General features: G+C 69.8%; 21 protein-coding genes, 1 tRNA gene and 3 pseudogenes. 20 read left to right on the forward strand and 5 right to left on the reverse strand.

Annotated features, from left to right (window positions below; translation table 11 throughout):
- Positions 1-2: 2 nt before the first annotated feature.
- The 3 genes and pseudogenes from cgtA to rplU all read right to left on the reverse strand — a co-directional run bounded on the left by cgtA (position 3) and on the right by rplU (position 1774).
- Positions 3-1120 (reverse strand): annotated as a pseudogene (gene cgtA, locus ACPWT1_RS00585) (Obg family GTPase CgtA).
- A 71-nt stretch (positions 1121-1191) separates the two neighbouring features.
- Positions 1192-1440: pseudogene (gene rpmA, locus ACPWT1_RS00590) on the reverse strand (50S ribosomal protein L27); the annotation flags it as partial.
- Between the two features lie 10 nt (positions 1441-1450).
- Positions 1451-1774 carry a 50S ribosomal protein L21 gene (gene rplU, locus ACPWT1_RS00595; protein WP_427913507.1) on the reverse strand — a complete coding sequence of 108 codons (324 nt, stop codon included), beginning with the start codon at positions 1772-1774 and terminating at the stop codon, positions 1451-1453.
- Positions 1775-1981: 207 nt separating this feature from the next.
- Here rplU and ACPWT1_RS00600 point away from each other — a divergent pair, with 207 nt between their 5' ends.
- Both ACPWT1_RS00600 and ACPWT1_RS00605 read left to right on the forward strand, forming a co-directional pair.
- Positions 1982-2911, forward strand: a complete 930-nt coding sequence (locus tag ACPWT1_RS00600; protein ID WP_427915621.1) for a polyprenyl synthetase family protein — start codon at positions 1982-1984, stop codon at positions 2909-2911.
- A 44-nt stretch (positions 2912-2955) separates the two neighbouring features.
- Positions 2956-3032: transfer RNA gene (locus ACPWT1_RS00605), tRNA-Pro, on the forward strand.
- Between the two features lie 71 nt (positions 3033-3103).
- Here the strand turns inward: ACPWT1_RS00605 and ACPWT1_RS00610 are convergent.
- Entirely contained in the window at positions 3104-3565 is a 462-nt protein-coding gene (locus ACPWT1_RS00610) for a MarR family winged helix-turn-helix transcriptional regulator (protein WP_427913508.1), read from the reverse strand.
- A gap of 163 nt (positions 3566-3728) precedes the next feature.
- Positions 3729-4943, reverse strand: a pseudogene (locus ACPWT1_RS00615) (alpha-hydroxy acid oxidase); the annotation flags it as partial.
- Positions 4944-5038: 95 nt separating this feature from the next.
- Between ACPWT1_RS00615 and ACPWT1_RS00620 the strand changes: the two are divergent.
- From ACPWT1_RS00620 to ACPWT1_RS00705, 18 genes are read left to right on the forward strand one after another with little or no spacing between them, the layout of a single operon-like run.
- The gene (locus ACPWT1_RS00620; protein WP_427913509.1) at positions 5039-6826 is read left to right on the forward strand and encodes a thiamine pyrophosphate-requiring protein; all 1788 of its coding nucleotides are present in this window, start codon (positions 5039-5041) and stop codon (positions 6824-6826) included.
- Between the two features lie 15 nt (positions 6827-6841).
- Positions 6842-9748 carry an FAD-binding and (Fe-S)-binding domain-containing protein gene (locus ACPWT1_RS00625; RefSeq protein WP_427913510.1) on the forward strand — a complete coding sequence of 969 codons (2907 nt, stop codon included), beginning with the start codon at positions 6842-6844 and terminating at the stop codon, positions 9746-9748.
- A complete protein-coding gene (locus ACPWT1_RS00630; RefSeq protein WP_427913511.1) occupies positions 9745-10134 on the forward strand; it encodes a sensory rhodopsin transducer in 390 nt (129 codons plus the stop codon). Before ACPWT1_RS00625 ends, ACPWT1_RS00630 begins: the two co-directional genes overlap by 4 nt.
- A 6-nt stretch (positions 10135-10140) precedes the next feature.
- A complete protein-coding gene (locus tag ACPWT1_RS00635) occupies positions 10141-11970 on the forward strand; it encodes a glycoside hydrolase family 15 protein (protein ID WP_427913512.1) in 1830 nt (609 codons plus the stop codon).
- Positions 11967-12626, forward strand: coding sequence for a cytochrome c3 family protein (locus ACPWT1_RS00640; protein ID WP_427913513.1), 660 nt, complete (start codon positions 11967-11969; stop codon positions 12624-12626). The genes ACPWT1_RS00635 and ACPWT1_RS00640 overlap by 4 nt, the downstream gene beginning before the upstream one ends.
- Before the next feature lie 4 nt (positions 12627-12630).
- Positions 12631-15390: a 4Fe-4S dicluster domain-containing protein gene (locus ACPWT1_RS00645; protein ID WP_427913514.1), complete on the forward strand. Its 2760-nt coding sequence runs from the start codon at positions 12631-12633 to the stop codon at positions 15388-15390.
- Entirely contained in the window at positions 15387-16763 is a 1377-nt protein-coding gene (gene nrfD, locus ACPWT1_RS00650; RefSeq protein WP_427913515.1) for an NrfD/PsrC family molybdoenzyme membrane anchor subunit, read from the forward strand. The genes ACPWT1_RS00645 and nrfD overlap by 4 nt, the downstream gene beginning before the upstream one ends.
- Positions 16760-17293 carry a DUF3341 domain-containing protein gene (locus ACPWT1_RS00655; RefSeq protein WP_427913516.1) on the forward strand — a complete coding sequence of 178 codons (534 nt, stop codon included), beginning with the start codon at positions 16760-16762 and terminating at the stop codon, positions 17291-17293. Before nrfD ends, ACPWT1_RS00655 begins: the two co-directional genes overlap by 4 nt.
- Positions 17290-17895: a c-type cytochrome gene (locus tag ACPWT1_RS00660; RefSeq protein ID WP_427913517.1), complete on the forward strand. Its 606-nt coding sequence runs from the start codon at positions 17290-17292 to the stop codon at positions 17893-17895. Before ACPWT1_RS00655 ends, ACPWT1_RS00660 begins: the two co-directional genes overlap by 4 nt.
- On the forward strand, positions 17892-18950 hold the full coding sequence (locus tag ACPWT1_RS00665) for a hypothetical protein (protein WP_427913518.1): 1059 nt from the start codon (positions 17892-17894) through the stop codon (positions 18948-18950). Before ACPWT1_RS00660 ends, ACPWT1_RS00665 begins: the two co-directional genes overlap by 4 nt.
- On the forward strand, positions 18943-19272 hold the full coding sequence (locus ACPWT1_RS00670; RefSeq protein WP_427913519.1) for a hypothetical protein: 330 nt from the start codon (positions 18943-18945) through the stop codon (positions 19270-19272). Before ACPWT1_RS00665 ends, ACPWT1_RS00670 begins: the two co-directional genes overlap by 8 nt.
- Entirely contained in the window at positions 19269-20081 is an 813-nt protein-coding gene (locus tag ACPWT1_RS00675; protein ID WP_427913520.1) for an SCO family protein, read from the forward strand. Before ACPWT1_RS00670 ends, ACPWT1_RS00675 begins: the two co-directional genes overlap by 4 nt.
- Entirely contained in the window at positions 20078-20506 is a 429-nt protein-coding gene (locus ACPWT1_RS00680) for a cytochrome c oxidase subunit II transmembrane domain-containing protein (protein WP_427913521.1), read from the forward strand. The genes ACPWT1_RS00675 and ACPWT1_RS00680 overlap by 4 nt, the downstream gene beginning before the upstream one ends.
- On the forward strand, positions 20428-21030 hold the full coding sequence (locus ACPWT1_RS00685) for a c-type cytochrome (protein ID WP_427913522.1): 603 nt from the start codon (positions 20428-20430) through the stop codon (positions 21028-21030). Before ACPWT1_RS00680 ends, ACPWT1_RS00685 begins: the two co-directional genes overlap by 79 nt.
- Entirely contained in the window at positions 21027-22628 is a 1602-nt protein-coding gene (ctaD, locus tag ACPWT1_RS00690) for a cytochrome c oxidase subunit I (protein ID WP_427913523.1), read from the forward strand. Before ACPWT1_RS00685 ends, ctaD begins: the two co-directional genes overlap by 4 nt.
- Positions 22625-23245 carry a cytochrome c oxidase subunit 3 gene (locus ACPWT1_RS00695; protein ID WP_427913524.1) on the forward strand — a complete coding sequence of 207 codons (621 nt, stop codon included), beginning with the start codon at positions 22625-22627 and terminating at the stop codon, positions 23243-23245. The genes ctaD and ACPWT1_RS00695 overlap by 4 nt, the downstream gene beginning before the upstream one ends.
- Positions 23242-23580: a cytochrome C oxidase subunit IV family protein gene (locus ACPWT1_RS00700; protein WP_427913525.1), complete on the forward strand. Its 339-nt coding sequence runs from the start codon at positions 23242-23244 to the stop codon at positions 23578-23580. Before ACPWT1_RS00695 ends, ACPWT1_RS00700 begins: the two co-directional genes overlap by 4 nt.
- On the forward strand, positions 23580-24623 hold the full coding sequence (locus ACPWT1_RS00705) for an SDR family oxidoreductase (protein WP_427913526.1): 1044 nt from the start codon (positions 23580-23582) through the stop codon (positions 24621-24623). The genes ACPWT1_RS00700 and ACPWT1_RS00705 overlap by 1 nt, the downstream gene beginning before the upstream one ends.
- Positions 24624-24720: the final 97 nt, after the last annotated feature.

Raw genomic sequence — 24720 nt, forward strand, 5'->3', positions numbered from 1 at the left:
CGTCAATTCGTGGACTTGGGATCGGCCTCGCCGCGCGCGAAGCGCGGGTCCACCGCATCGCCTTCGGCAAAGCGCGGGTCGACCTCCACGTGCTGCGGCTGCTCGGCCAGCTGCTGCGCCTTCACGTGCTGGTACACCGCCTTGACCAGGTCCTCGCAGCCTTCGCGGGTCAGCGCGGAGATCTGGAACACCGGCCCCTTGTAGCGCAGCCGCCTGGTGAAGTCCTTCACCCGCGCCTCGCGCTCGTCGGCCGGCACCATGTCCAGCTTGTTCAACACCAGCCAGCGCGGCTTGTCGTACAGCGCCTGGTCGTACTTCTTCAGCTCGGCGACGATGGCCTTGGCCTGTTGCACGGGATCGACGCCTTCGTCGAACGGTGCGATGTCCACGAGGTGCAGCAGCAGGCGCGTGCGCTGCAGGTGGCGCAGGAACTGGTGGCCCAGGCCGGCGCCCTCGGCCGCGCCCTCGATCAGCCCCGGCACGTCGGCGACCACGAAGCTCTGTTCGGGACCGACGCGCACCACGCCCAGATTGGGATGCAGCGTGGTGAAGGGATAGTCCGCGATCTTCGGCCGCGCATTCGAGATCGCGGCGATCAGCGTGGACTTGCCCGCGTTGGGCATGCCGAGCAGGCCGACGTCGGCCAGCACCTTGAGTTCCAGCTTCAGGTTCTTGCGCTCGCCCGGCCAGCCCGGCGTCTTCTGCCGCGGGGCACGGTTGATCGAACTCTTGAAGCGCATGTTGCCGAAGCCGCCATCGCCGCCCTTGGCCAGCACGATGGTTTCGCCGGGCGTCAGCAGCTCGTGCAGCACCTCGCCCGTTTCGGCGTCGCTGATGATGGTGCCCACCGGCATCTTCAGCGTGATGTCCGCCCCGGCGGCACCGAACATGTCGGAGCCCATGCCGTGCTCGCCCTTCTTCGCTTCGTGCCTGCGCGAGAAGCGGTAGTCCACCAGCGTGTTGAGGTTCGGGTCAGCGACGGCGAACACGTGTCCGCCGCGACCGCCGTCACCACCGTTGGGGCCGCCGAATTCCTTGTACTTCTCGTGGCGGAACGAGACGCAGCCGTTCCCCCATCGCCGGCGGCGATGTCGATGAAGGCTTCGTCGACGAATTTCATGGGTTCGGGGAGGAAAAACAAAGCCCCGACAGGTCGGGGCTTTGTCCTTGCCGGATGCAGGCGAGATTAACTCAGGCCGGAACCACGCTCACGGTGTGCTTGTTCAGCGAGCCCTTGACCGCGAAGGTCACGTGCCCGTCGACCAGCGCGAACAGCGTGTGGTCCTTGCCGATGCCGACGTTGCTGCCGGCATGGAACCGGGTGCCGCGCTGGCGCACGATGATGGAACCGGCGCTGATCAGCTCGCCGCCGAACGCCTTGACGCCCAGCATCTTCGGCTGCGAATCGCGGCCGTTGCGGGTGGAGCCGCCACCTTTTTCTGTGCCATGGTTACTGCTCCTTCGAACCGGCGATCGCGCCGATCTGCAGTTCGGTGAACTGCTGGCGATGGCCTTGGTGCTTCTGGTAATGCTTGCGACGGCGCATCTTGAAGATGCGCACCTTGTCGTGCTTGCCGTGCGCCACCACCGTCGCCTTGACGGTGGCACCGGACACCAGGGGAGTGCCGATCTTCAGGCCACCGCCGTCACCGACGGCGAGCACCTGGTCGAGCACGATTTCCTGGCCAACGTCCGCAGCAATCTGTTCTACCTTGATCTTTTCGCCGGAAGCAACGCGATACTGCTTGCCACCGGTTTTTATGACCGCGTACATGGAGGACCTCTCGAGAATGGGAAGCTCCCCGGACGGATTTCCGGAGAGCCCAAGACTATAGCATGGTTTGTGGGCACTAACCAGCCCACCCCGGCGCGCCAGGCCCACGGCAGGGCCGCTTTCTATAATCGGCGCAACTGCCGTACCCTGCCTTTGACTGCTCCCGCCACCAGCACCGCCGCGGTGCTCTCCCTGATCGCCGATGACATGCGCCAAGTGGACGCGGTCATTGCCCGCCGGCTCGATTCCGGGGTGCCACTGGTGGGCCAGGTGGCCCGGTACATCATCGACGCGGGCGGCAAGCGCCTGCGGCCGTCGCTGCTGCTGCTGGTGAGCGCGGCACTGGGCGCGACCGGCGAACAGCGCTTCAACCTGGCCGCGGTGGTGGAGTTCATCCACACCGCCACGCTGCTGCACGACGACGTGGTGGACGCCTCCACCCTGCGCCGCGGCCGCGCCACCGCCAACGAGAGCTTCGGCAACCCGGCCAGCGTGCTGGTGGGCGACTTCCTCTACTCGCGCGCGTTCCAGATGATGCTGGACGCGAACGACATGCGCATCATGCAGATCCTGGCCGACGCCACCAACGTCATTGCCGAGGGCGAGGTGCTGCAGCTGATGAACATGCACGACGCGTCGCTGGACGAAGCCGGGTACCTGCGCGTCATCCGCTCCAAGACCGCGAAGCTGTTCGAGGCCAGCGCGCGCCTCGGCGCCGTGCTGGCGAAGGCGCCGGACGAGATCGAGGAAGCCTGCGCCGGCTATGGCCGCGCGCTGGGCACCGCGTTCCAGGTGATCGACGACGTGCTCGACTACGACGGCGACGCCCACGAGATGGGCAAGAACATCGGCGACGACCTGCGCGAGGGCAAGGCCACCCTGCCCCTGATCGCCGCGATGCAGCGCGGGACGGCCCAGCAGCGCGACACCATCCGCCATGCCATCGAGCACGGCGCGGTGGACGAACTGGACGCCATCGTGGCCATCGTGCGCAGCACCGGAGCGCTGGATGTCACGCGGGCGGCGGCTGCTGCCGAGGCGCAGACTGCAATCGATTGCGCGATGCTGCTGCCGCGCAATGAGTACGCCGAGGGTTTGGTACAATTGGCGGCTCAACTGCTTCAGCGTCGCAACTGACGTCTCGCAAGCAGCGAGTGCCGACGATCCCGTCGCGGCAATTTCGGGGTGTAGCTTAGCCTGGTAGAGCGCTACGTTCGGGACGTAGAGGCCGGAGGTTCGAATCCTCTCACCCCGACCAGTTTCTTCATGACGGCCCTGGCACCAGTTGCCGGGGCCGTCTTCACATCCAGGCCTTGGACGAGGGCGGTCTCAAGCCGCAGAGCCGCCCTTGCGGACGGCAGGGACCTTCAGCGAAGGCCGCTCCCGCGCCAGGGCCTGTCCCATGTGGTCGAGCAACTGCTGCAGTTCCTGGCTGTGCGCGCGCGCGATGCGCTCGACGATGCGCCGCCCGGCCGGTGTCAGCCGCACCCGCACCTTGCGCTGGTCCGCCTCGTCGCGTTCGCGCGCGACCAGGCCGGCCACTTCGCAGCGGCTGGTCAACTCCACCGCGGTGTGGTGCCGCAGGACCAGGCATTCGGCCAGCTCGCCAATCAGCGCCCAGTCGCGCTCGGGGCGGCCTGCCACCTGCAGCAGCAGCATGTATTGCGGCATGGTGATGCCGGCCTCCACACAGGCCTCTTCGGTGAACCGCTCGAACAGGCGCAGCTGGTGGCGGAAGCGCGCACGCGCGACCATCTCCTGTTTGTCCGGCCTGGGTGTCCTGGCGCTCATGGCTTCTCTCCGAACTCTGGTTGCGGCGCAAGTTTGCCCGCGAACGGGTCGCTACCCGCCCCGCATGCCACGTGGGCGAGCAGGTGCGGCCCCAGTTCACCCGGGAGCGCGCCCCCAGGAGGCCGAGTGCGTCGTGCGCTTCATCGCCGAGCAGCTGCAGCGCCCTGGAGACGCCCGCCGGACCCGAGGCGCACAAGCCATACAGCGGCGCGCGCCCGGCCAGCACGGCATCGGCGCCCAGCGCCAGCGCCTTCAGCAGGTCGGTGCCGCGCCGCAGCCCGCCCGTGACGTACAGCGCCATGCGATCACGAACGATCTCGCGTGCGCGCGGCAACACGTCCAGCGCGGACACGCACCAGTCCAGCTGGCGGCCGCCATGCGTGCCGAGCACGATGCCGTCCACGCCCGCATCGAGCGCCCGGCGCACGTCGTCCTCGTGCAGCAGGCCCTTGAGCAGGAATGGCTTGCGCCATCGCTGGCGGATGCGGTCCACGGTGGACCAGTCCAGCGATGTCGGCTGGTGGTCGCGGATCCAGAACGCCGTCTCGAAGAAGCCGCGCTGGCCGCGGGGGACGAAGTCCCTCACGTTGCTGAAGGCCGGCAATCCCCTGCCAGCGAGCAGCGTAGACGCGATCCATCGCGGATGGAGCATCGCATCGGCCATGGTCGCCAGCGTCGGACGGGTGCGCGTCGCCCGCGTGCGTTCGGACCATTCGCGATGGCCGAAGATCTGCGCATTGGTGGTGAGCAGGAGCGCTTCGCAGCCCGCAGCGTCGGCGCGCCGAAGCAGTTCCTGCCAGACCTCGTCGCCGCCGAAGACGTACAGCTGCCACCAGTGGCGCAGGCCAGGCACCTTGGCCACGTCCTCGAGCCGGTCGTTGGACATCGTGCTCTGCACGAAGGGCAGGCCCGCCCGCGCCGCCGCGCGCGCGAGCGCGATGTCGCCATGGTGGATGAAGAGGCCGTTCAAGCCGGTCGGGGCGACCACCAGCGGCATCGGTGCGGGCCGGCCGAGGATCCTGGCGGCGAGCGTGCGCTGCGACACGTCGACCAGCTGCCGCGGGACGAACCGCCACTGCGCATACGCGGCGCGATCGCGGGCCAGGCTCGCTTCGTCCTCGGCACCGCCTTCCAGGTATTCGAGCACGAAGCGTGGCAGGCGCGCATGGGCCATCGCACGCAGGTCCTCGATGCTCCTGGCGCGTTCGAGGTTGCGGCCCGCGTAGTACCGGCGTCGCGGCGAACCGCCGAGCTGCGCAACCGGATCCGGCATCGCGACCAGCGAGATGGACGAGGCGGCGTCGCGCCCTTCACGTCCCCGCGCCGGTGAAGGCGCGTGCCTCGACTGCTGATCCATCAGGAACGTCATCTCGCTCATCCGGCCCGGTCACCAAATGATATATCGCATGACGACACAAATCGAACCGCCGAAGCCACAATGCCATCCAACGGTTCGCACGACGGAGATCGAACATGGCCAGGACCACCAGCGACCAGCTGCTCGAGCGGCTCCACGAATGGGGCGTGCGGCGCATCTACGGCTACCCCGGCGACGGCATCAACGGGCTCATGGGCGCGTTCGACCGCATCGGCGACAGGATGCGCTTCATCCAGGCCCGGCATGAGGAACTCGCTTCCTTCATGGCCTGCGCGCACGCCAAGTTCACCGGCGAGGTCGGGGTCTGCATGGCGACCTCGGGCCCGGGCGCGATCCACCTGCTCAACGGTCTGTATGACGCCAAGGCGGACCACCAGCCGGTCGTTGCCATCGTGGGCCAGCAGGCGCGCGCCGCGCTGGGCGGCGACTACCAGCAGGAGGTGGACCTGCTCAACCTTTTCAAGGACGTGGCGCACGAGTACGTCCACATGGCCACCGTGCCGGCCCAGATCAGGCACCTGGTCGACCGGGCGATGCGCATCGCGATCGACCAGCGCACCGTCACCTGCGTCATCGTCCCCAATGACCTGCAGGAACTCGGGGCCGTCGAGAAGCCGCCGCGCGAGCACGGCACCATCCACAGCGGGATCGGGCGCACGGCCAAGCGCGTGGTTCCCGCCGAGGCAGACCTGCGTGCCGCGGCCGACCTGCTCAACGCCGGGCAGAAGGTCGCCATCCTCGCCGGCGCCGGCGCCCTGCAGGCCACCGACGAACTGATCGCCGTGGCGGACCTGCTCGGTGCAGGCATCGCGAAGGCCCTGCTGGGCAAGTTCGCGGTGCCCGACGACCTGCCCTACGTCACCGGCTCCATCGGCCTGCTGGGCACCGCGCCCAGCTGGGACATGATGAGCCACTGCGACACCCTGCTCATGGTGGGCTCGAGCTTCCCGTACTCGGAGTTCCTGCCCAAGGAAGGCCAGGCCAAGGCCGTGCAGATCGACCTCGATGGCCGCCGCCTCTCGCTGCGCTACCCGATGGACGTGAACCTCGTCGGCGACAGCCAGCAGACGCTCGCGGCCCTGCTGCCCCTGCTGCGGCGCAAGCCCGACCGGAGCTGGCGCGACAGGATCGAAGCGGACGTCGCGCGCTGGTGGAAGGTGATGGAGAAGCAGGCGATGGTCGAGGCCAGCCCCGTCAATCCGCAGCGCGTGTTCTGGGAGCTGTCGCCCAGGCTGCCGGACAACTGCATCCTCACCTGCGACTCCGGCAGCTCGGCCGCCTGGTACGCGCGCGACCTGAAGGCGCGGCGCGGCATGATGGGATCGCTGTCCGGCGGACTGGCCACGATGTGCCCGGGCGTGCCGTACGCACTGGCCGCCAAGTTCTGCCATCCCGACCGTCCAGCGATCGCGCTGGTGGGCGACGGTGCCATGCAGATGCTGGGCATCAACGGCCTGATCACCATCGCCGAGCACTGGAAGGAATGGAGCGATCCGCGGCTGGTGGTCATGGTGCTGCACAACAGCGACCTGAACATGGTCACCTGGGAGCAGCGGGCCATGGCCGGCGACCGCAAGTTCAGCGCGTCGCAGGACCTGCCGCGCATGCCGTTCGCGCAGTACGCCAGCATGCTCGGCCTGCACGGCATCCGCGTCGACGATCCGCAGCGCCTCGCGTCGGCCTGGGACGAAGCGCTTTCCGCCGGCAAGCCCGCGCTGCTGGAAGTGATCACCGATGCCAACGTGCCGCCGCTGCCACCGCACGTGTCGATGAAGCAGGCGCGGCACTACATGAAGGCGCTGCTGCATGGCGACCCGGACGCGGCCGGCGTGGTGCGCGAGAGCGCGCGCGAGGCGTGGGCGAGCCTCACCACCCGCAGCTGAGCGACGGAGCACACCGTGACGCGCAACCCGCCGGAGATCCCGTCGAGCGTGGACGTGCAGGCGCTCGAGCGCGACCTGCGTGCCAGCGTCAAGGGCGAGGTGCGCTTCGACGACGGCTCGCGCGCCCTCTATGCCACCGACGCGTCCAATTACCGGCAGGTGCCCATCGGCGTGGTGATCCCGCTCGATGCCGACGACGTGGTGGCCACGGTGGCCGCCTGCCGCAAGCACGATGCACCCGTGCTCTCGCGCGGCGGTGGCACCAGCCTCTGCGGGCAGTCCTGCAACGTGGCGGTGCTGGTCGACTTCACCAAGCACATGCACCGGGTGTTGGAGATCGACGTCAGTGGCCGAACCGCGCTGGTCGAGCCAGGCTGCGTGCTTGACGACCTCCGCGAGCGGGCCGGCGCGCATGGCCTGACATTTGCCCCCGACCCCGCAACGCACTCGCACAACACGCTGGGCGGCATGATCGGCAACAACTCCTGCGGCCCGCACTCGGTCATGGGCGGCGAGACCGTGCACAACGTCATCGAGCTGGAGATCCTGACCTACGACGGGCTGCGCCTGTGGGTCGGCGGTCCGGGCACGGCCGAGCGGCTGCGGTCCATGGGCGGACGACCGGCGCAGATTGCCACGGCCCTCGCGGCGCTGGCGGAGCGTCACGGCGCTGCCATCCGCGAGAAGTTTCCCGACATCCCGCGCCGCGTGTCGGGCTTCAACCTGCCGGCCCTGCTGCCCGAGAACGGGCTGGACGTCGCCAAGTCGCTCGTTGGGAGCGAAGGCACCTGCGTCGTGGTCCTGCAGGCCCGGCTGCGGCTGCTGCCCAATCCGCCCTGCCGCGCACTCGTCGTGCTGGGCTACGACTCCGTTGCCGACGCGGCCGACGACGTGCCCGCGGTGATGCGCTCCGAACCGATCGCGCTGGAGGGCATGGACGACCGCCTGGTCAAGGACATCCAGGAATCGCACCTCCACGTGCAGGACCTGGAGCTGCTGCCTCCGGGCCAGGGCTGGCTCATCGTCGAGTTCGGTGGCGACACGCCGCAGGAGGCGGATGCGCGCGCCAAGGCGCTTGCCGATTCGCTCTGCCGGCGCGACAAGCCGCCGGCGGTGAAGTTCGTGAAGGACCCGCAGCAGGAGCAGCGCATCTGGAAGATCCGCGAATCCAGCCTCGGCGCCACGGCGCACGTGCCGGGCAAGGCGGTCACGTGGGAGGGCTGGGAGGACTCGTCGGTGCCGCCCGCCAACCTGGGCAAGTACCTGCGCGGACTGCGTGCGCTGCTCGACCGCTATGGCTACGGCTGCGACCTGTACGGCCACTTCGGCCAGGGCTGCGTGCACACGCGCATCGACTTCGACCTGGAGTCGCAGCCCGGCATCGACAAGTTCCGCCGCTTCCTGTTCGAGGCGGCGCACCTGGTGGTCAGCGTCGGCGGCTCGATCTCCGGCGAGCACGGCGACGGCCAGTCGAAGGCGGAGTTGCTGCCGGTGATGTTCGGACCCGAGCTCGTGCACGCGTTCGAGGAGTTCAAGGCCATCTGGGATCCGCGCAACCGCATGAACCCGGGCAAAGTGGTGCATCCGTACCGCGCCGACCAGAACCTGCGCCTGGGCACCAGCTACGACCCGAAGCCGGTGGAGACGCGCATGTTCTTCGCCGCCGACAAGGGCGATTTCACGCGCACGGTGCTGCGCTGCGTCGGCGTGGGCGAATGCCGCAAGCGGCACGGGACCATGTGCCCCAGCTACAAGGCCACGCTCGAGGAGAAGCACAGCACGCGCGGCCGCGCCCACCTGCTGTTCGAGATGCTCAATGGCGACCGCGAGGGCGGCGTCCTGAAGGACGGCTGGCGCGAGCAGGCGGTGAAGGAAGCGCTGGACTTGTGCCTGTCGTGCAAGGCCTGCAAGCACGAATGCCCGGTGAAGGTGGACATGGCCGCGTACAAGGCCGAGTTCCTGTCGCACTACTACGAGTCGCATGCACGGCCCCTGTCGGCGCCGGCCTTCGGCTTCATCGACCGCTGGGCGCATCTCGCCAGCCACGCGCCCGGCCTCGTCAACGCCCTGACGCAGCACGAGCCCATCGCCGGCTGGATCAAGCGCGCGACCGGCATCGCCCGCCAGCGGCGCCTGCCGGCATTCGCCAGCACGACCTTCACGGCCGGCTTCAAGCCCGGGATTGGGCCGGCGCCCAAGGGTGAAGTGCTGCTGTGGCCGGACACCTTCAACAACAACTTCCATCCGCAGATCGCCCATGATGCGGCCGAGGTGCTGCAACGCGCCGGCTGGCGCGTGCGGCTTCCGAAAGCGCGCGTCTGCTGCGGGCGGCCGCTCTACGAAGCGGGTTATCTCGACCAGGCGCGGCGCTACCTGGAGCACACGCTCGACGTGCTGGCCGACGAGATCCGGCAGGGCGTTCCGGTCGTCGTGCTCGAGCCCGCCTGCCTGTCGGTGTTCCAGGAGGAGATGCCCATGATGCTGCCGCGCCACGAGCAGGCGCACCGGCTGAAGCAGCAGAGCCTGCTGCTGCCCGACTTCCTGCGCCAGCACGCACCGGACCTGCAGCTCAACCCCTTGCAGTGCAAGGCGCTGGTGCACCTGCACTGCCACCACAAGTCGGTGCTCGGCACCGATGGCGAACACGACTGGTTCAGGCGCCTGCAGTTGCAGGTCGAAGAACCGGACAGCGGCTGCTGCGGCATGGCCGGCTCGTTCGGCTTCGAAGCCGGCAAGTACGACGTCTCGATGAAGTGCGCCGAGCGCGCCCTCCTGCCGGCCGTGCGCGACACGGGCGGCACCGATCTCGTCATCGCCGACGGCTACAGCTGCCGCGAGCAGATCGCCCAGAGCACCGGCCGCACCGCGCTGCACCTGGCGCAGGTGCTGCGCATGGCACTGGACGAACCGGAGCGCGCATGAACGGCGCCGGCACCCCGCGCATCGGCCGCACTGCGTGGGCGGTGGCCGAGGGCTACATCCCGTCGCAGAGCACGGGAAGCGGCCGGGCCCTCGAAAGCCACGAGGCCATCTGCCTGCTCAATGCGGGGCAGGCCGACGCGCACGTGACGATCACGCTCTACTTCGCCGATCGCGACCCGGCCGGCCCCTACCGCGTCACCGTCGGCGCGCGCCGCACGCTGCACCTGCGCTTCAACGACCTGCGCGATCCCGAACCGGTGCCGCGCGACACCGACTACGCCAGCCTGATCCTGTCCGACGAACCGATCGTCGTGCAGCACACGCGGCTCGACTCGCGCCAGAGTGCATTGGCGCTGCTTTCCACGGTGGCCTACTCGCAGGATTGACGCCGCATGCACGAACTCGGGCGCGAGACGTCGATCGAGGATTACGCCGCCATCGGCGACTGCCGCACGCTGGCGCTCGTGTCCCGCTTCGGTTCCGTCGATTGGTGCTGCATCCCGGACTTTCCGAGTCCCTCGGTCTTCGCAGCGCTGCTGGACCGCGAACGCGGCGGCCAGTTCGCGCTGACGCCGCGCGGCATCGTGAACGCCGGCCAGCGCTACCTGCCGCGCACGAACGTCGTGCGCACGCGCATCGAGTGCGAGGGCGGGGTGCTGCAGCTGACCGACTTCATGGCGATCCGGGACGGTTCGCGCGCGGCCGACAGCCCGCAGCAGCTGGTTCGCATCGCCGAGTGCATCCAGGGCGCCGTCGAGATGGATGTGCGCTTCGCCGCCCGCCCCGACTACTCACGCAGCGAACCGCACCTGCGCCCGGCCGGCGAGCGCAGCTGGCTCTGCCGGCTTCCGCGCGGCGAGTTGGCGCTGCACACGAGCTTCGCGCTGGCCGGCGACGACACGACGCTGTCCGGCTGCATCGCCCTGCGCGAGGGCGAGGTGCACGCCGCCGTCGTCATCGCGTCCCCGGATGCCACCGCACCCGGGCAGCCGGTCGTCGCCGGCGCGCTCGAGCTGCTGGAGACCACCATCCAGTGGTGGCAGCACTGGTGCGACCGCTGCACCTACGGCGACGACCATGCGGACGCGGTGCTGCGCAGCGCGCTGGCGCTCAAGCTGCTGACGCACGCACCCACGGGCGGCCTCGTCGCAGCCGCCACCACTTCGATCCCGGAATCGGAGACAGGCACGCGCAACTGGGACTACCGGTACTGCTGGCTGCGCGACAGCTCCCTCGTCTTCGACGCCTTTACCGAGCTCGGCTACCCGGACGAGAGCGCCGCCTTCCTGCAGTGGCTGCTGCACGCCACGCACCGCACGCGTCCCCGCCTGCAGGTCGTCTACGACATGCATGGTGGCCACCGGCTGGACGAACACGAGCTGCCCGAGCTGCGCGGCTACCACGGCATCGGTCCGGTGCTGGTGGGCAATGCGGCAGCCGGGCAGCGCCAGAACGATGTCTATGGCGAGGTGATCGTCACCGCCAGCGACTGGGTGCGACGGGGCGGCCGGCTCGACGAAGCGGAGCGGCAGCTGGTCGCCGGATTCGCGCACATGGCCTGCCAGGTCTGGCGGGAGCCGGACAACGGCATCTGGGAGATCCGGACCGCGCCGCGGCACAACACGCATTCGAAGTTCATGTGCTGGGCGGCGCTGGACCGCACGCTGCGCATCCACGCCATCCAGCCGTTGCCGATCGACGCCGCGGCCATCCAGCGCGAACGCGACGCCATCCGCGACGACGTCGAGGCGCACGCGTGGGACGCCGCACTGGGAAGCTACGTCGGCTTCTACGGCGACAAGGCGCCCGACGCCAGCCTGCTGCTCATGCCCCGCATGGGCTACGTCGACGCGCGCGATCCCCGCATGCTGGGCACCGCGCGGCGGATCCAGCAGGAGCTCGGCGTCGATGGCCTCCTGTACCGCTTCCCGCCCGGCACCGGGTACGACGGCGTGGAAGGCGGCGAGCACCTTTTCGCCATCTGCAGCTTCTGGTGGGTGGATTGCCTGGCCCGCCAGGGTCGCCTCGACGAGGCGCAAGCGCTGTACGAGCGGCTGCTGTCGATGCGCACGGCGACCGGGCTCTATGCCGAGGAGTTCGACGTGAAGTCGGGGCATCCGGTGGGAAACTTCCCGCAGGCGTTCAGCCATGTCGGCTCGATCACCGCCGCCCTGTCGCTGCAAGCGGCGCGCGGCCGCCAGCGCGAAAGGAAGGCCGCGTGAGCAGCGAGCGCGACCAGGTCTTCAGCCGCCGGCTCGAGCTCGGGATCAAGCTGGCGATCCTCGGGCTGTTCATGCTGGTTCCCGCTGCCGTGGTCTTCGCGGTCTGGCGCGAGAGCGTGTGGCAGCAACTGGGCGAGCCGGTGGCGCAGCCGATCCCGTTCAGCCACAAGCACCACGTCAGCGACGACGGCATCGACTGCCGCTACTGCCACACCGCGGTGGAGACGCAGCGGCATGCCGGGCTGCCCTCGACGCACATCTGCCTCACCTGCCACTCGCAGCTGTACACCGATGCCAAGGTGCTGGCGCCGCTGCACGAGAGCGAGCGCACCGGCAAGCCGGTCGAATGGAAGCGGGTGCACCAGCTGCCCGACTTCGTCTTCTTCGACCACAGCGTGCACGTCGCCAAGGGCGTGGGCTGCGTCGAGTGCCACGGCCGGGTGGACCAGATGCCCATCACCTGGCGCGCGCAGCCGCTGCAGATGCAGTGGTGCATCCAGTGCCACCGCGAGCCGGCCCACCACCTGCGGCCGCACGAGCAGCTGTTCGACATGGCCGCGCCGCGCCTGTCCGATGCGGACGCGCAGAACCTCGCCCGCGCCATGAAGCTGGAGAGCACGCGCCGGCTCACCGATTGCTCCACCTGCCACCGCTGAACGCATGACGCACGAGCAGACCATCCACTTCCACCACGAGGCGCCGGCGATCCGGCGGCGCGACGCGCTGCGCGTGATGGCGGCTTCGATGGCGCTGGCCAGCGCCGGCTGCACCCGGCAGCCGCAGGAGCGCATCCATCCGTGGGTGAACATGCCCGAGGCGCGCGCCGACGACTCGCCCGAGTTCTACGCGAGCGCGGTGGCGCGTGATGGCCATGGCCTGGGCGTCCTGCTCACCACGCATGGTGGCCGGCCGACCAAGGTGGAAGGCAATCCGCTGCATCCCTCCAGCCTGGGTGCCACCGACGTCTTCGCGCAGGCGGCGGTGCTGGACCTGTGGGACCCGGACCGCTCGCAGGTGCCGCTGCAGAAGCTCGGCCGCGAAGGCAAGGGGCCGCTGGCAATCTCGTCGTGGGCGGCGTTCGAGACGACATGGCGGCGTCTCGCCAATGAGCTGGACGCGTCTGGCGGTCAGGGCCTGCGCCTGCTGAGCGGGCCGGTGACCTCGCCAACCCTGCGTCGCCAGTTGGATGGCCTTGCCAAACGATGGCCGCGCGCGCGCTGGCACCAATACGCCAGCGTGCCCGATGCCGGGACCCGGGCCGGCACCGTCGCCGCCTTTGGCCGCGAGGTGCAACCGGTGTTTCACTTCGACCGTGCGCGCTGCGTTCTCGCGCTGGCGGCCGATCCCTTCAGCGAGGGGCCGGGAGCGGTGCGGCATGCGATGGACTGGTCCCAGCAGCGCGCGCAGTCCGGGCCGCAGCTCACGTACGCGGCCGAGACGGCACCAAGCCTGTTCGGTGCGCGTGCCGACCGGCGCATGGCGATGGCGCCGCAGGACATCGAAGCCCTGGCGGTGCGCCTGGCGGCCGGACAGGCCAGTGCCGGCCCGGAGTCCGAGCTGCTCGCCGCCTTGCAGGCCGCGGGTCCGCAGGCACTCGTCGTGGCCGGCCCCTCGCTGTCGGCGCGCGCGCACGCCGCGGTGCATGCGCTGAACGGCCGCCTGGGCGCGGCGGGCAGCACGGTGGACTACCTCGACCCCCTCGCGTGGGGCGCCGACACCGGCACGCTGCCGGAGCTGGTCGACGACATGCGTGCCGGCAAGGTGCGCGTGCTGCTGGTGCTCGATGCGAATCCGGCCTACGACGCTCCGGCCGGCCTGGGCTTCGGGCAGGCACTGGCCCGCGTGGGCACCGCCGTGCACTGCGGGCCCTACCGCGACGAGACGGCGCTGCTGTGCCACTGGCACCTGCCACAGTCGCATGCATTCGAGCACTGGAGCGACGCCCTGGCGCACGACGGCTCTGCTGCGATCGTGCAGCCGGCCATTGCGCCCCTCCATGACGGCCGCTCGCTGCACGAGGTGCTGGCGCTGGTCACGCGCGACGACGTTCGCGACGGCCACGCCATCGTGCAGGCGACGTGGCGCCCGCGCTTCGGGAACGACTTCGATGCGGCGTGGCGCGAGGCGCTGCGCAAGGGCGTGGTCGAGGGCACTGCGCCACAGCCGGTGCGTGTGCAGGCGCGCATCAACCTGCCCGGCGCGGCGCCGGCGCTCCCGAGCGGACTGGTTGCGGTGGTCGCCGCCGATCCGTCCACCCACGACGGCCGCTTTGCCAACAACGCGTGGCTGCAGGAACTGCCGCGGCCGTTCACCAAGCACACCTGGGACAACGCCGCGATGGTCGGTCCGGCCACCGCGCGGCAGCTTGGACTGAAGACGGGCCACACCGTGCGCCTGCGCGCCGGCGCGCGGTCGGTCGTCGCGCCCGTGTGGGTGCAGGACACGCATGCCGAAGGCGTGGTCACGCTGCCGCTGGGCTATGGACGCACGAGCGCCGGGCGTGTCGGCGATGGCGTCGGCTTCGATGCCTACCGGCTGCTGGCCGCCGATGCGGGCCCGGTGCCGATCGAGATCGACCGGCTCGGCGCGGAGCATCACTTCGCGGTGACGCAGCACACGCTGGACCCCTCGGGCCGCGACCCTGCGCGCAGCGTCGAGGTGGGCGGCCGGCTGGAACCCGAGCCGCAGCACCCGTCGCTCTATCCGCCGTGGACCTATCCCGACCACGCGTGGGCGATGGCGATCGACCTGGACGCCTGCATCGGCTGCAACGCCTGCACGATCGCCTGCCAGGCGGAGAACAACATCCCGGTCGTCGGCAAGGAACAGGTGTCCCATGGACGCGAGATGCACTGGATCCGCGTCGACGCCTACGAGCCGCCCGAGCTGGGCAACACCATCTTCCAGCCGGTGCCGTGCATGCATTGCGAGCGCGCGCCCTGCGAGCTGGTGTGCCCCGTGGGCGCGACCATGCACGACAGCGAGGGCCTGAACGTGCAGGTCTACAACCGCTGCATCGGCACGCGCTTCTGTTCCAACAACTGTCCGTACAAGGTGCGCCGCTTCAACTTCCTGCAGTTCACCGACGAGACCACGGAGAGCCTGAAGGGGCAGCGCAACCCGAACGTGACGGTGCGCCAGCGCGGCGTGATGGAGAAGTGCAACTACTGCCTGCAGCGCGTCGCGCGGGCGCGGCAGCACGCGCAGCACACCGGCGTGCCGCTGGCCGACGGCGACGTGGTGACGGCCTGCCAGGCGGTGTGCCCCACGCGCGCCATCCACTTCGGCGACCTCAACGACAAGGGCAGCGACGTGGTGCAGCTGCGCCAGTCGCCGCGCCACTATGCGCTGCTGGCCGAACTCAACACCCAGCCGCGCACGACCTATCTCGCGCGCGTGCGCCGGAAGAAGGCGGCATGAGCGAGCCGCAGCGGCCCCTCGCCTCGCGCGACATCGGCGTGCTGCGCGCCGGCTGGAGCTACGCGTCGATCAGCGACAAGATCGCCGACCTGGTGCTCACGCGACCGGTGCGCTGGCCCTGGCTGGCGGGCTTCTTCGGCACGCTGGCGGGCACGCTGATGTTCCTCGTCGCCATCGGGTACCTGTTCGCCAAGGGCATCGGGATCTGGGGCGTGGACATTCCCGTCGCCTGGGGGTTCGCGATTGCCAACTTCGTCTGGTGGATCGGCATCGGCCACGCCGGCACCTTCATTTCGGCCATCCTGCTGCTGCTGCGGCAGAAGTGGCGCACCTCGATCAACCGCTTCGCCGAGGCGATGACGCTGTTTGCCGCGTCGATGGCCGGCCTGTTCCCGATCCTGCACCTGGGGCGCCCGTGGTTCTTCTACTGGATCGCGCCCTACCCGAATCACATGAACGTGTGGCCGCAGTGGCGCAGTCCGCTGGTGTGGGACTTCTTCGCCATCGCGACGTACCTCACCGTGTCGCTGCTGTTCTGGTACATGGGCCTGATCCCCGACCTGGCGACGCTGCGCGACCGCGCACACAGCCGCTTCAAGCAGGTGGCCTACGGCCTGTTCGCGCTCGGCTGGCGCGGCGAGGCGCGGCACTGGGCGCGGTTCGAGACCGCGTACCTGCTGCTCGCGGGCATCGCCACGCCGCTCGTGGTGTCGGTGCACTCAGTGGTGTCGCTGGACTTCGCCGTCGGCAACACGCCGGGCTACCACTCGACCATCTTCCCGCCCTACTTCGTCGCCGGCGCGCTGTTCTCCGGCTTCGCGATGGTCCTGACGCTGGCCATCCCGCTGCGCAAGGCGTTCGGCCTGGAGGACTTCATCACCGACGTCCACCTGGACCACGCGGCCAAGGTGCTGCTGGCCACCGGCGCGCTGGTGGCCTACGGCTACGCCAGCGAGATCTTCATGGCGTTCTACAGCGGCGACGAGTACGAGATCGCGATGACCACGGATCGCTGGACCGGTGCCTATGCGCCGGTGTACTGGACCTTCATGGTCTTCAACGTGCTGGTGCCGCAGGTGCTGTGGTGGCGGCGCGCGCGGCGCAGCGTGCCGCTGCTGTTCGTCCTCAGCCTCGTGGTGAACCTGGGCATGTGGATGGAGCGGGTGACCATCGTCGTGCAGAGCCTGCACAAGGACTTCCTCCCGAGTGCCTGGGGCATCTTCATCCCGACCCTGTGGGACTGGATCATCCTGCTCGGCTCGATCATCACCTTTGCCTGGTTGTTCCTGGTGTTCCTGCGCGTGCTGCCGGCGATCTCGATCTCCGAGATGCGGCTGCTGGCCCGCGAGAGCGTGAAGGAGGCCGCGGCATGACGCGGCAGCCGTGGGGCCTGATGGCGGAGTTCGCCAGCGCGGATGCGCTGCTGGCGGCGGCACGCCAGGTGCACGAGGCCGGGTTCGAGAGGGCCGAAGCGTATGCGCCGTTCCACGTCGACGGCCTCGCCGAGGCACTGGGGTTCGTGCGGAACCGCGTGCCCGCCTTCACCTTCCTCGGCGGCCTGCTCGGCGGCGCAGGCGGCTTTTTCCTGCAGTGGTACTCGGCCGTGGTCGACTATCCCGTGAACATCGGCGGCCGGCCGCTGGACAGCTGGCCGATGTTCGTTCCCGTGACCTTCGAGATGGCCGTGCTGGGCGCCGCGTTCGCGGCCTTCCTCGCGATGCTGGCGGCGAACGGCCTGCCACGCCTGCGGCACCCGCTGTTCGCCGTGCCCGAGTTCGACCTGGCGATGCGCAACCGCTTCTTCCTGTGCCTGCGCACCGACGACCCCGCCTTCGAGATGCAACGTGCCCGCGAGCTGCTGCAAGGCCTGCATCCGATGCGCTGCGTGGAGGTGCCGGCATGAGACGGGGAGCAATCGCCGCGCTGGCCTGCGCGCTGCTGGCCGCCGGGTGCGAGCGGCAGATGCAGGACATGTACGACCAGCCGCGGTTCGACCCGAACGAGGGCAGTACGCTGTGGCCCGACGGCCGCGCCGATCGCCCGCCGGTGCCGAGCACCGTGGTGGCCGCGACCGGCGACATCGCGGGGACGAGCAGCGCGCGTCGCGGGCGCGAGGAGGCGCAGGACTGGCGCGTCGCACAGCAGGCGCAGACGCCCCCGCCGATCTCCAGGGCGCTGCTGGTGCGCGGCCAGGAGCGCTACTCGATCTACTGCCTGCCCTGCCACAGCCCGCTCGGCGACGGCGATGGTCCCGTAGCGCAGCACGGGTTCCCGCACCCGCCGACGTACCACCAGGCCCGGCTGCGCGACGCGCCCGACCGCTACCTGTTCGACGTCATCACCAACGGGCACGGCGTGATGTACGGCTATGCGGACCGCGTGCCCCCGCAGGACCGCTGGGCGATCGTGGCGTACATCCGCGCGCTGCAACTGAGCCAGGACGCACCGGTCGCGCAACTGCCGCCGGCACTGCGCGACAAGGTCGCCGCGGAGGGCCGGCGATGAAGCGCAGCCAGCTGGCCGGCCTGGTCCTCCTGCTGCTCGTGGCGCTGGGCACCGCCGTCTCGGTGCGCGTGGCACTGGCCTGCGCGCTCGCGGCATGGTGGTGGGCACTGGGCCTGGTGCTGGGCGTGTTCATCAACGCCTGGATGCATGCACTCACGGGCGGCAACTGGGGCCTGCCGGTGCGCGAGACCGCCTTGGCGCTCTCGCGGCGCGTGCCCTGGCTGCTGCTGGGGCTGGTGGTGATCGCGGCGACCGTCGGACAGCTGTATCCCTGGGCGTCACTGCCCTCCACCGAGTGGACACGGGCGATGGCCCGGCCGGCGTTCGTGCGCGCCTGGCTCTCCCCGACCGCGTTCGTGATCCGGCTGGTGCTCTATGCGGCGGCCTGGTGGTGGGTCACCCGCCCGGCATCGCTGGCGAGCAAGGGACGCGCCGCGGCATCGATGGTCGTCTGCGTGGTCGCGACCTCGCTGGCCAGCGTCGACCTGCTCATGTCGCTGGTGCCCGGCTGGTTCAGCACCGCATTCGGGCTGGTGGTGCTCAGCACGCAGGCGCTGGCAGGCGCCGCGGCCGTGGTGCCGCTCGCGCTGCTGCGCCGCACCTGGCCGGCCGCCAGGGAGGCGCCGGTCTCGCGCGACATCGGCAACCTGCTCCTGATGTGGGTCATGAGCTGGGGCTATCTCGCCTTCATGCAGTTCCTCGTGATCTGGGCCGAGAACATCCCGCGCGAGACCAGCTGGTACGTGCCGCGGCTGCAGACCGGCTGGCACTGGGTCGGCATCGGCCTGTGGCTGCTGCAACTCGCCGTCGCGTTCCTGGCGCTGTTGTTCCGCGGCGTGAAGGACCGGCCCGGCCGGCTGTTGCCGGTCGCCGTGCTGCTGCTGGCCACCACGGCGCTCGATTGCGTCTGGACCGTGCTGCCCTCGGTCGATCCCCACTCGCTGCACGGCTGGTGGCTCGCGCCCCTGGCCGTGCTGGGCATGGCGCTGCTGCTGCTCGGCGGCGTGGACATCGCGGCGGCCGAGACTCTCGAGGGGAGGGTGCGCCATGCGTGAGATCGCCGTGCGCCCCGTGCTGTGGACCGCACTGGCCATCGCGGTGGTCATCGCCATCGTTGTCGGCGCCGTGCTCGCGCTGCTGCACGGCGGCGGGCTGGCGCCGGGCGGCGAGCGGCTGCAGTTCACCTACCAGGCGGGGCTCGACGCGCCCGGCCTGTCGAGCGCGCCGCAGGACGAACTGCGCCGCGAGCGCCAGCGCAAGACAGCGCGCCTGCAATCGGCCGGCTGGGTGGACCAGAAGCAGGGTATCGCCCACATCCCGATCGGCGATGCCATGGACCTGCTGGTGGCTCGGCGCGCGCAGGAGGCCAAGCCATGAAGCGCCTGCTGCTCCTGCTGTGGCTGGCCTGCGGCGCGGCTTGCGCAGGTCCGTTGGCCTTGCCGGCGCCGCCCAAGGCCGGCCTCGAGCAACACATCGGGAGCCGCGTGCCGCTGGACCTCGCCGTGACGGACGAAGCGGGCCGCGCGGAACACCTGGCCGATGTCGTGGACGGCTCGCGTCCGGTGCTCCTCGTCCCGGGCTACTACCGCTGCCCGCAGCTGTGCGGTCTCGTCATGCGCGGCCTGCTCGACGCGTTGCAGGCGAGCGGTGCCGATCGCGCGACATGGCGCATCGTGGGCATCGGCATCGACCCCAGCGAAACGCCCGCGGACGCGAGGGCGCGTCGCGGTCTCGACGTCGCTTATGCCGAATCGCTGCCGAAGCAGCCCGAGACCGGGTCGCTCGACCTGCACCTGCTCACGCTGGACGCGCCGCAGCTGCAGCACATCGCTGCCGCGCTCGGCCTGCACTTCGAGCGGCTGCCGGCCAACGGTGCGGAGCCGGCCAGCATCGCGCACCCCGCCACCGTGGTCCTGCTGACGCCCCGCGGCGAGATCGCCCGCTACTTCAACGGAATGGACATCGACCCCGGCGAGCTGCGCGTGGCGCTGGCGGATGCCGCCAGCGACCGCATCGGCAGCGCCACCAGCCGGCTCGCCCTGCTGTGCGCGCACTTCGACCCTAAGGTTGGCAAGCTCGACACGCCCGTGATGAACGCCGCGCGCGCCGGCTCTCTGCTGCTGGTCGTCGGACTCGCGGGCTGGTGCTGGCGCCGGCGTGGCACGCGCGCGGGGGGCGAGCGATGAATGCCGACGTCGACGCGGGCCTCTCGGCGAGCTTCCGGCTGCTGTCGGACAGCGCGTCCAGCGTCGCGCCGCGCGTCGACCTGCTGTTCACGTCCATGCTCGCGCTCACCGGCCTCGTCGCACTGGGCGTGCTCGTCGCGATCGTGTTCTTCTCGGTGCGTTACCGCCAGGGTGCGCGCGTCAGCCGCGGCATCGTCCAGCGCAAGCTGGGCATCGAGATCGCCTGGACCGTGCTGCCGCTGCTGCTGTTCATCGGCATCTTCCTCTGGGCGGCACAGGTGTTCATGCGGCTGTACGAACCGCCGCGCGACGCGCTGCCGGTGTACGTGGTTGCCAAGCAATGGATGTGGAAGCTGCAGCACGCCGCGGTCGGCGCGAGATCAACGAGCTGCACGTGCCGCTGGGGCAGCCGGTGCGGCTGGTGATGACGGCGCAGGACGCGATCCACAGCTTCTTCGTGCCCGCCTTCCGCCTGAAGCAGGACGTGCTGCCGGGCCGCTACACCTCGCTGTGGTTCACGCCGACGCAGCTGGGCGAGTTCCAGCTGTTCTGCGCCGAGTACTGCGGCTCGGAGCACTCGCAGATGATCGGCCGCATCGTGGTCATGCCCGCGGCGGAGTACGCGAAGTGGGTGTCCAGCGGGCCGACCGAGCCGAGCCTCGCGCAGTACGGCTTCGCGCGCTTTCGCGAGCTGGGGTGCAGCGGCTGCCACACGCCCGGCTCCAGCGTGAACGCCCCCTCGTTGCGCGGCCTGCTCGGACGCGAGGTGCACCTGTCCGACGGCCGCAGCCTGGTGGCTGACGAGACCTACATCCGCGACTCGATCCTGCTGCCGAAGAAAGACGTGGTGGCCGGTTTCGTGCCCGTCATGCCCTCGTTCGCCGGCCAGGTGAGCGAGGAGGACATCCAGGCGCTGATCGCCTTCATCCGGTCCGGAGCGGCCCCATGAGCATGAGCTATCTCGAGGACGGACACACGCTGGGCTCGTGGCTGCGCACCACCGACCACAAGCGCATCGCGATCCTCTATGCGATCGCGATCACCGCGTTCTTCTTCATCGGCGGCGCCGCGGCGACGCTGATCAGGCTGGAGCTGGCCACGCCCGCGGCGGACCTGGTTTCGCACGACACCTACAACCGGCTGTTCACTGCGCATGGCGTGATCATGGTGTGGCTGTTCCTGATCCCGTCGATTCCGTCGGTCATGGGCAACTTCCTCGTGCCGCTGATGATCGGCGCGCGCGACCTGGCGTTCCCGCGCCTGAACCTGGCCAGCTGGTACATCTACCTCGCGGGCGGCCTGGTGATCCTGGCGTCGCTGGCGCTGGGTGGTGTCGACACCGGCTGGACGTTCTACACGCCGTACTCGACGATGTTCTCCAACAGCTGGGTGGCGGTGGCCCTGACCGGCGTGTTCATCGTCGGCTTCTCGTCGATCGTCACCGGGCTGAACTTCATCGTGACGGTGCACACGCTGCGGGCGCCGGGCATGGGCTGGTTCAAGCTGCCGCTGTTCGTCTGGGCGATCTACGCCACCAGCATCATCCTGGTGCTGGCCACCCCGGTGCTGGCGATGACGACCTTCCTGGTGGTGGCTGAGCGCTTGTGGCAGATCGGCGTGTTCGATCCCGCGCACGGCGGCGACCCGCTGCTGTTCCAGCACCTGTTCTGGTTCTACTCGCACCCCGCCGTCTACATCATGGTGCTGCCGGCGATGGGCGTGGCCAGCGAGGTGATCCCGTGCTTCGCCCGCCAGCGCATCTTCGGCTATCGCTTCATGGCCTACGCGATCATGGGCATCGCGACCATCGGCTTCCTGGTCTGGGGCCACCACATGTTCGTCAGCGGCCAGTCGCCGGCGGCCAGCATGGTGTTCTCGCTGCTGTCGTTCCTGGTCGCGATCCCGTCGGCGATCAAGGTGTTCAACTGGACCGCCACCCTCTACAAGGGTTCGATCCGCTTCGATGCGCCGATGCTGTATGCGCTGGGCTTCGTCGGCCTGTTCACCATCGGCGGACTCACGGGCCTGTTCCTCGCCTCGCTGGCGCTGGACGTGCACCTGACCGACACCTACTTCGTGGTCTCGCACTTCCACTACGTCATGGTCGGCGGCTCGGTGATGGCGTACTTCGCCGCCCTGCACTTCTGGTGGCCCAAGGTGACCGGACGCATGTACCACGACCTGTGGGCCCGCATCGCGGCCGTGCTGATCTTCCTGGGCTTCAACTTCACCTTCTTCCCGCAGTACATCCTGGGCGTGCAGGGCATGCCGCGGCGCTACCACGAGTACCCGCCACAGTTCCATGTGCTCAACCTGTTCTCGTCCGCGGGCGCCGTGGTGCTGGCCGCGGGCTACCTGCTGCCCTTCCTGTACCTGGGCTGGTCGCTGGTCGCGGGTCGGGCCGCCGGCGCGAATCCGTTCGATGCGCGGGGCCTGGAATGGACCACGCCGTCGCCGCCGCCGACGCACAACTTCGACCACGCGCCCGCGCCGCCGCACCGCGTGTACGACTACGACCCGAATGTGCCGCTGGAGGCGTCCGCATGAGCAGTGCAGCCTTGACCTCCGAGCCGGACGAGCTGACAGGCCCGTTCGGGATGTGGGTGTTCCTCGCCAGCGAGGTGCTGTTCTTCGGCGCGCTGCTGCTGGCGTACACCTACGGTCGCAGCCACTGGCCGGCCGGGTTCGCGGCGGCCAGCCACGAGACGCATGTCGTGATCGGCACGCTGAACACGGCCCTGCTGCTGACAAGCAGCGCGCTCGTCGCGCTGGCTGTCGCCTGCGGCGAAACGCGCGAAGGACGCCGGCGCGTGCCGGCCCTGCTGTGGGGTGCGTGCGCGCTCGGCCTGGCGTTCCTCGCGCTCAAGGGCGTGGAGTACGCGAAGGAATTCCACGAACACCTGGTGCCGGGGCCGTCATTCCGCCTGCAGGACCAGACCGGCGCGCAGTTGTTCTACGTGCTGTACTTCCTCACGACGGGGCTGCATGCCGTTCACCTCACCATTGGCATCGTGCTCCTCGCCGCCTTCGCCCACGGCAGCCGACATGCCAAGGGCTGGGCCCTTCCGCGGGGCATCGAGGCCGCCGGCCTCTACTGGCACTTCGTCGACGTCGTCTGGATCTTCCTGTATCCGTTGATCTACCTCGGGGGGCGCAGCGGATGAACGAGTTGCGCCGCCGCGGCCTGCGCCTGGGCGCCGCCTGGGTGGCGTTGCTCGTGCTCATGCTCAGCAGCCTGGGCAGCGCCTACCTGCCGCTGGGGCCGTGGAACCTGGTGGTCGGCGTGGCGATCGCCACGCTCAAGTCGGCCATCGTGCTGTGGCTGTTCATGGGCCTGGTGCGTGCCCCGGCGACGCTGCGCCTGGCGGCGGCCCTGGGCTTTGCGACCCTCGCGCTGCTGTTCGCGCTGTCCAGCGTCGACTACGCCACGCGCGATGTGCATCCGGCGCCGATGCAGCAGCCGACCCAACTGCAATCGACCGCGAAAGGAGGTTTGTGATGAATGGACAGGCTGCAACGCGCTCCGGCACCGCGCCGGTGGCGGTGGTCACGGGGGCTTCCGCCGGGATCGGGCGCGCCATCGTGCGCGAGTTCGCCCGCCACGGCTGGCGGGTCGCGCTGCTGGCGCGCGGCATCGACGGACTGCAGGGCGCGCGCGCCGAGGTCGAGGCGCTGGGCGGCGCCGCGCTGGTGATTCCCACCGACGTGGCGGACGAGGCGCAGGTCGAGGCGGCCGCGGCGCAGGTCGAGGCCGAGTGGGGCGCCATCGACGTCTGGGTCAACGATGCGATGGCCACCATCTTCTCGGACGTGATGAAGATCAGCCCGCAGGACTTCCGCCGCGCCACCGAGGTCACGTACCTCGGTGCCGTGTGGGGCACGCTGGCCGCGCTGCGGCGGATGAAACCCCGTCGGCGCGGCACCATCGTGCAGGTCGGATCCGCGCTCGCATACCGCTCGATCCCGCTGCAGGCGCCCTACTGCGGCGCCAAGGCGGGCGTGCGCGGGTTCACGGACTCGGTCCGCTGCGAGCTCGATCACGATCGCAGCTCGGTCCACATCACGATGGTGCAGCTGTCGGCCTTCAACACGCCGCAGTTCGACTGGGGCCGCACCACCTTGCAGCGGCGCCCGCGGCCCATGGGCCGCATCTTCCAGCCGGAGATCGCCGCGGAGGCCGTGTACTGGGCGGCCACGCACCGCCGGCGTGAAGTGTGGGTCGGCGCGCCGGCGGTGCAGGCGATCCTCGGGACCAGGCTCTTTCCCGGGTTCCTCGACCGGCTCCTGGGCCGCAACGCCGTCGATGGCCAGCACACCCAGGAACCGCTGCCGCCCGGGCGCCGCGACAACCTGTATGCGCCGGTGGCCGGCGACCACGGCGCCCACGGCCGCTTCGACGCGCAGGCCCACGACACCAGCGCGCAATGGTGGGCCAACAAGCACCGGGCGCCGCTGATTGCAGCCGCGGCGGCGATCTGGATGTGGACCCAGGTCACGCATCGTCCCAGGCCACTCCGGTCACGCGCGGGTCGCTCGACGTAGGCCGCGTCGTGACTTCCTGCGCGAATTCCGCGCGCGGGACCGGGGCGCTTCGCGCCGCATACCACACCCGTCGTTTACAGCTGTTGACCTTTCGGAG

Origin of the sequence: Ramlibacter sp. MMS24-I3-19, from assembly GCF_050320135.1 — a bacterium.
Lineage (GTDB): Bacteria > Pseudomonadota > Gammaproteobacteria > Burkholderiales > Burkholderiaceae_C > Ramlibacter.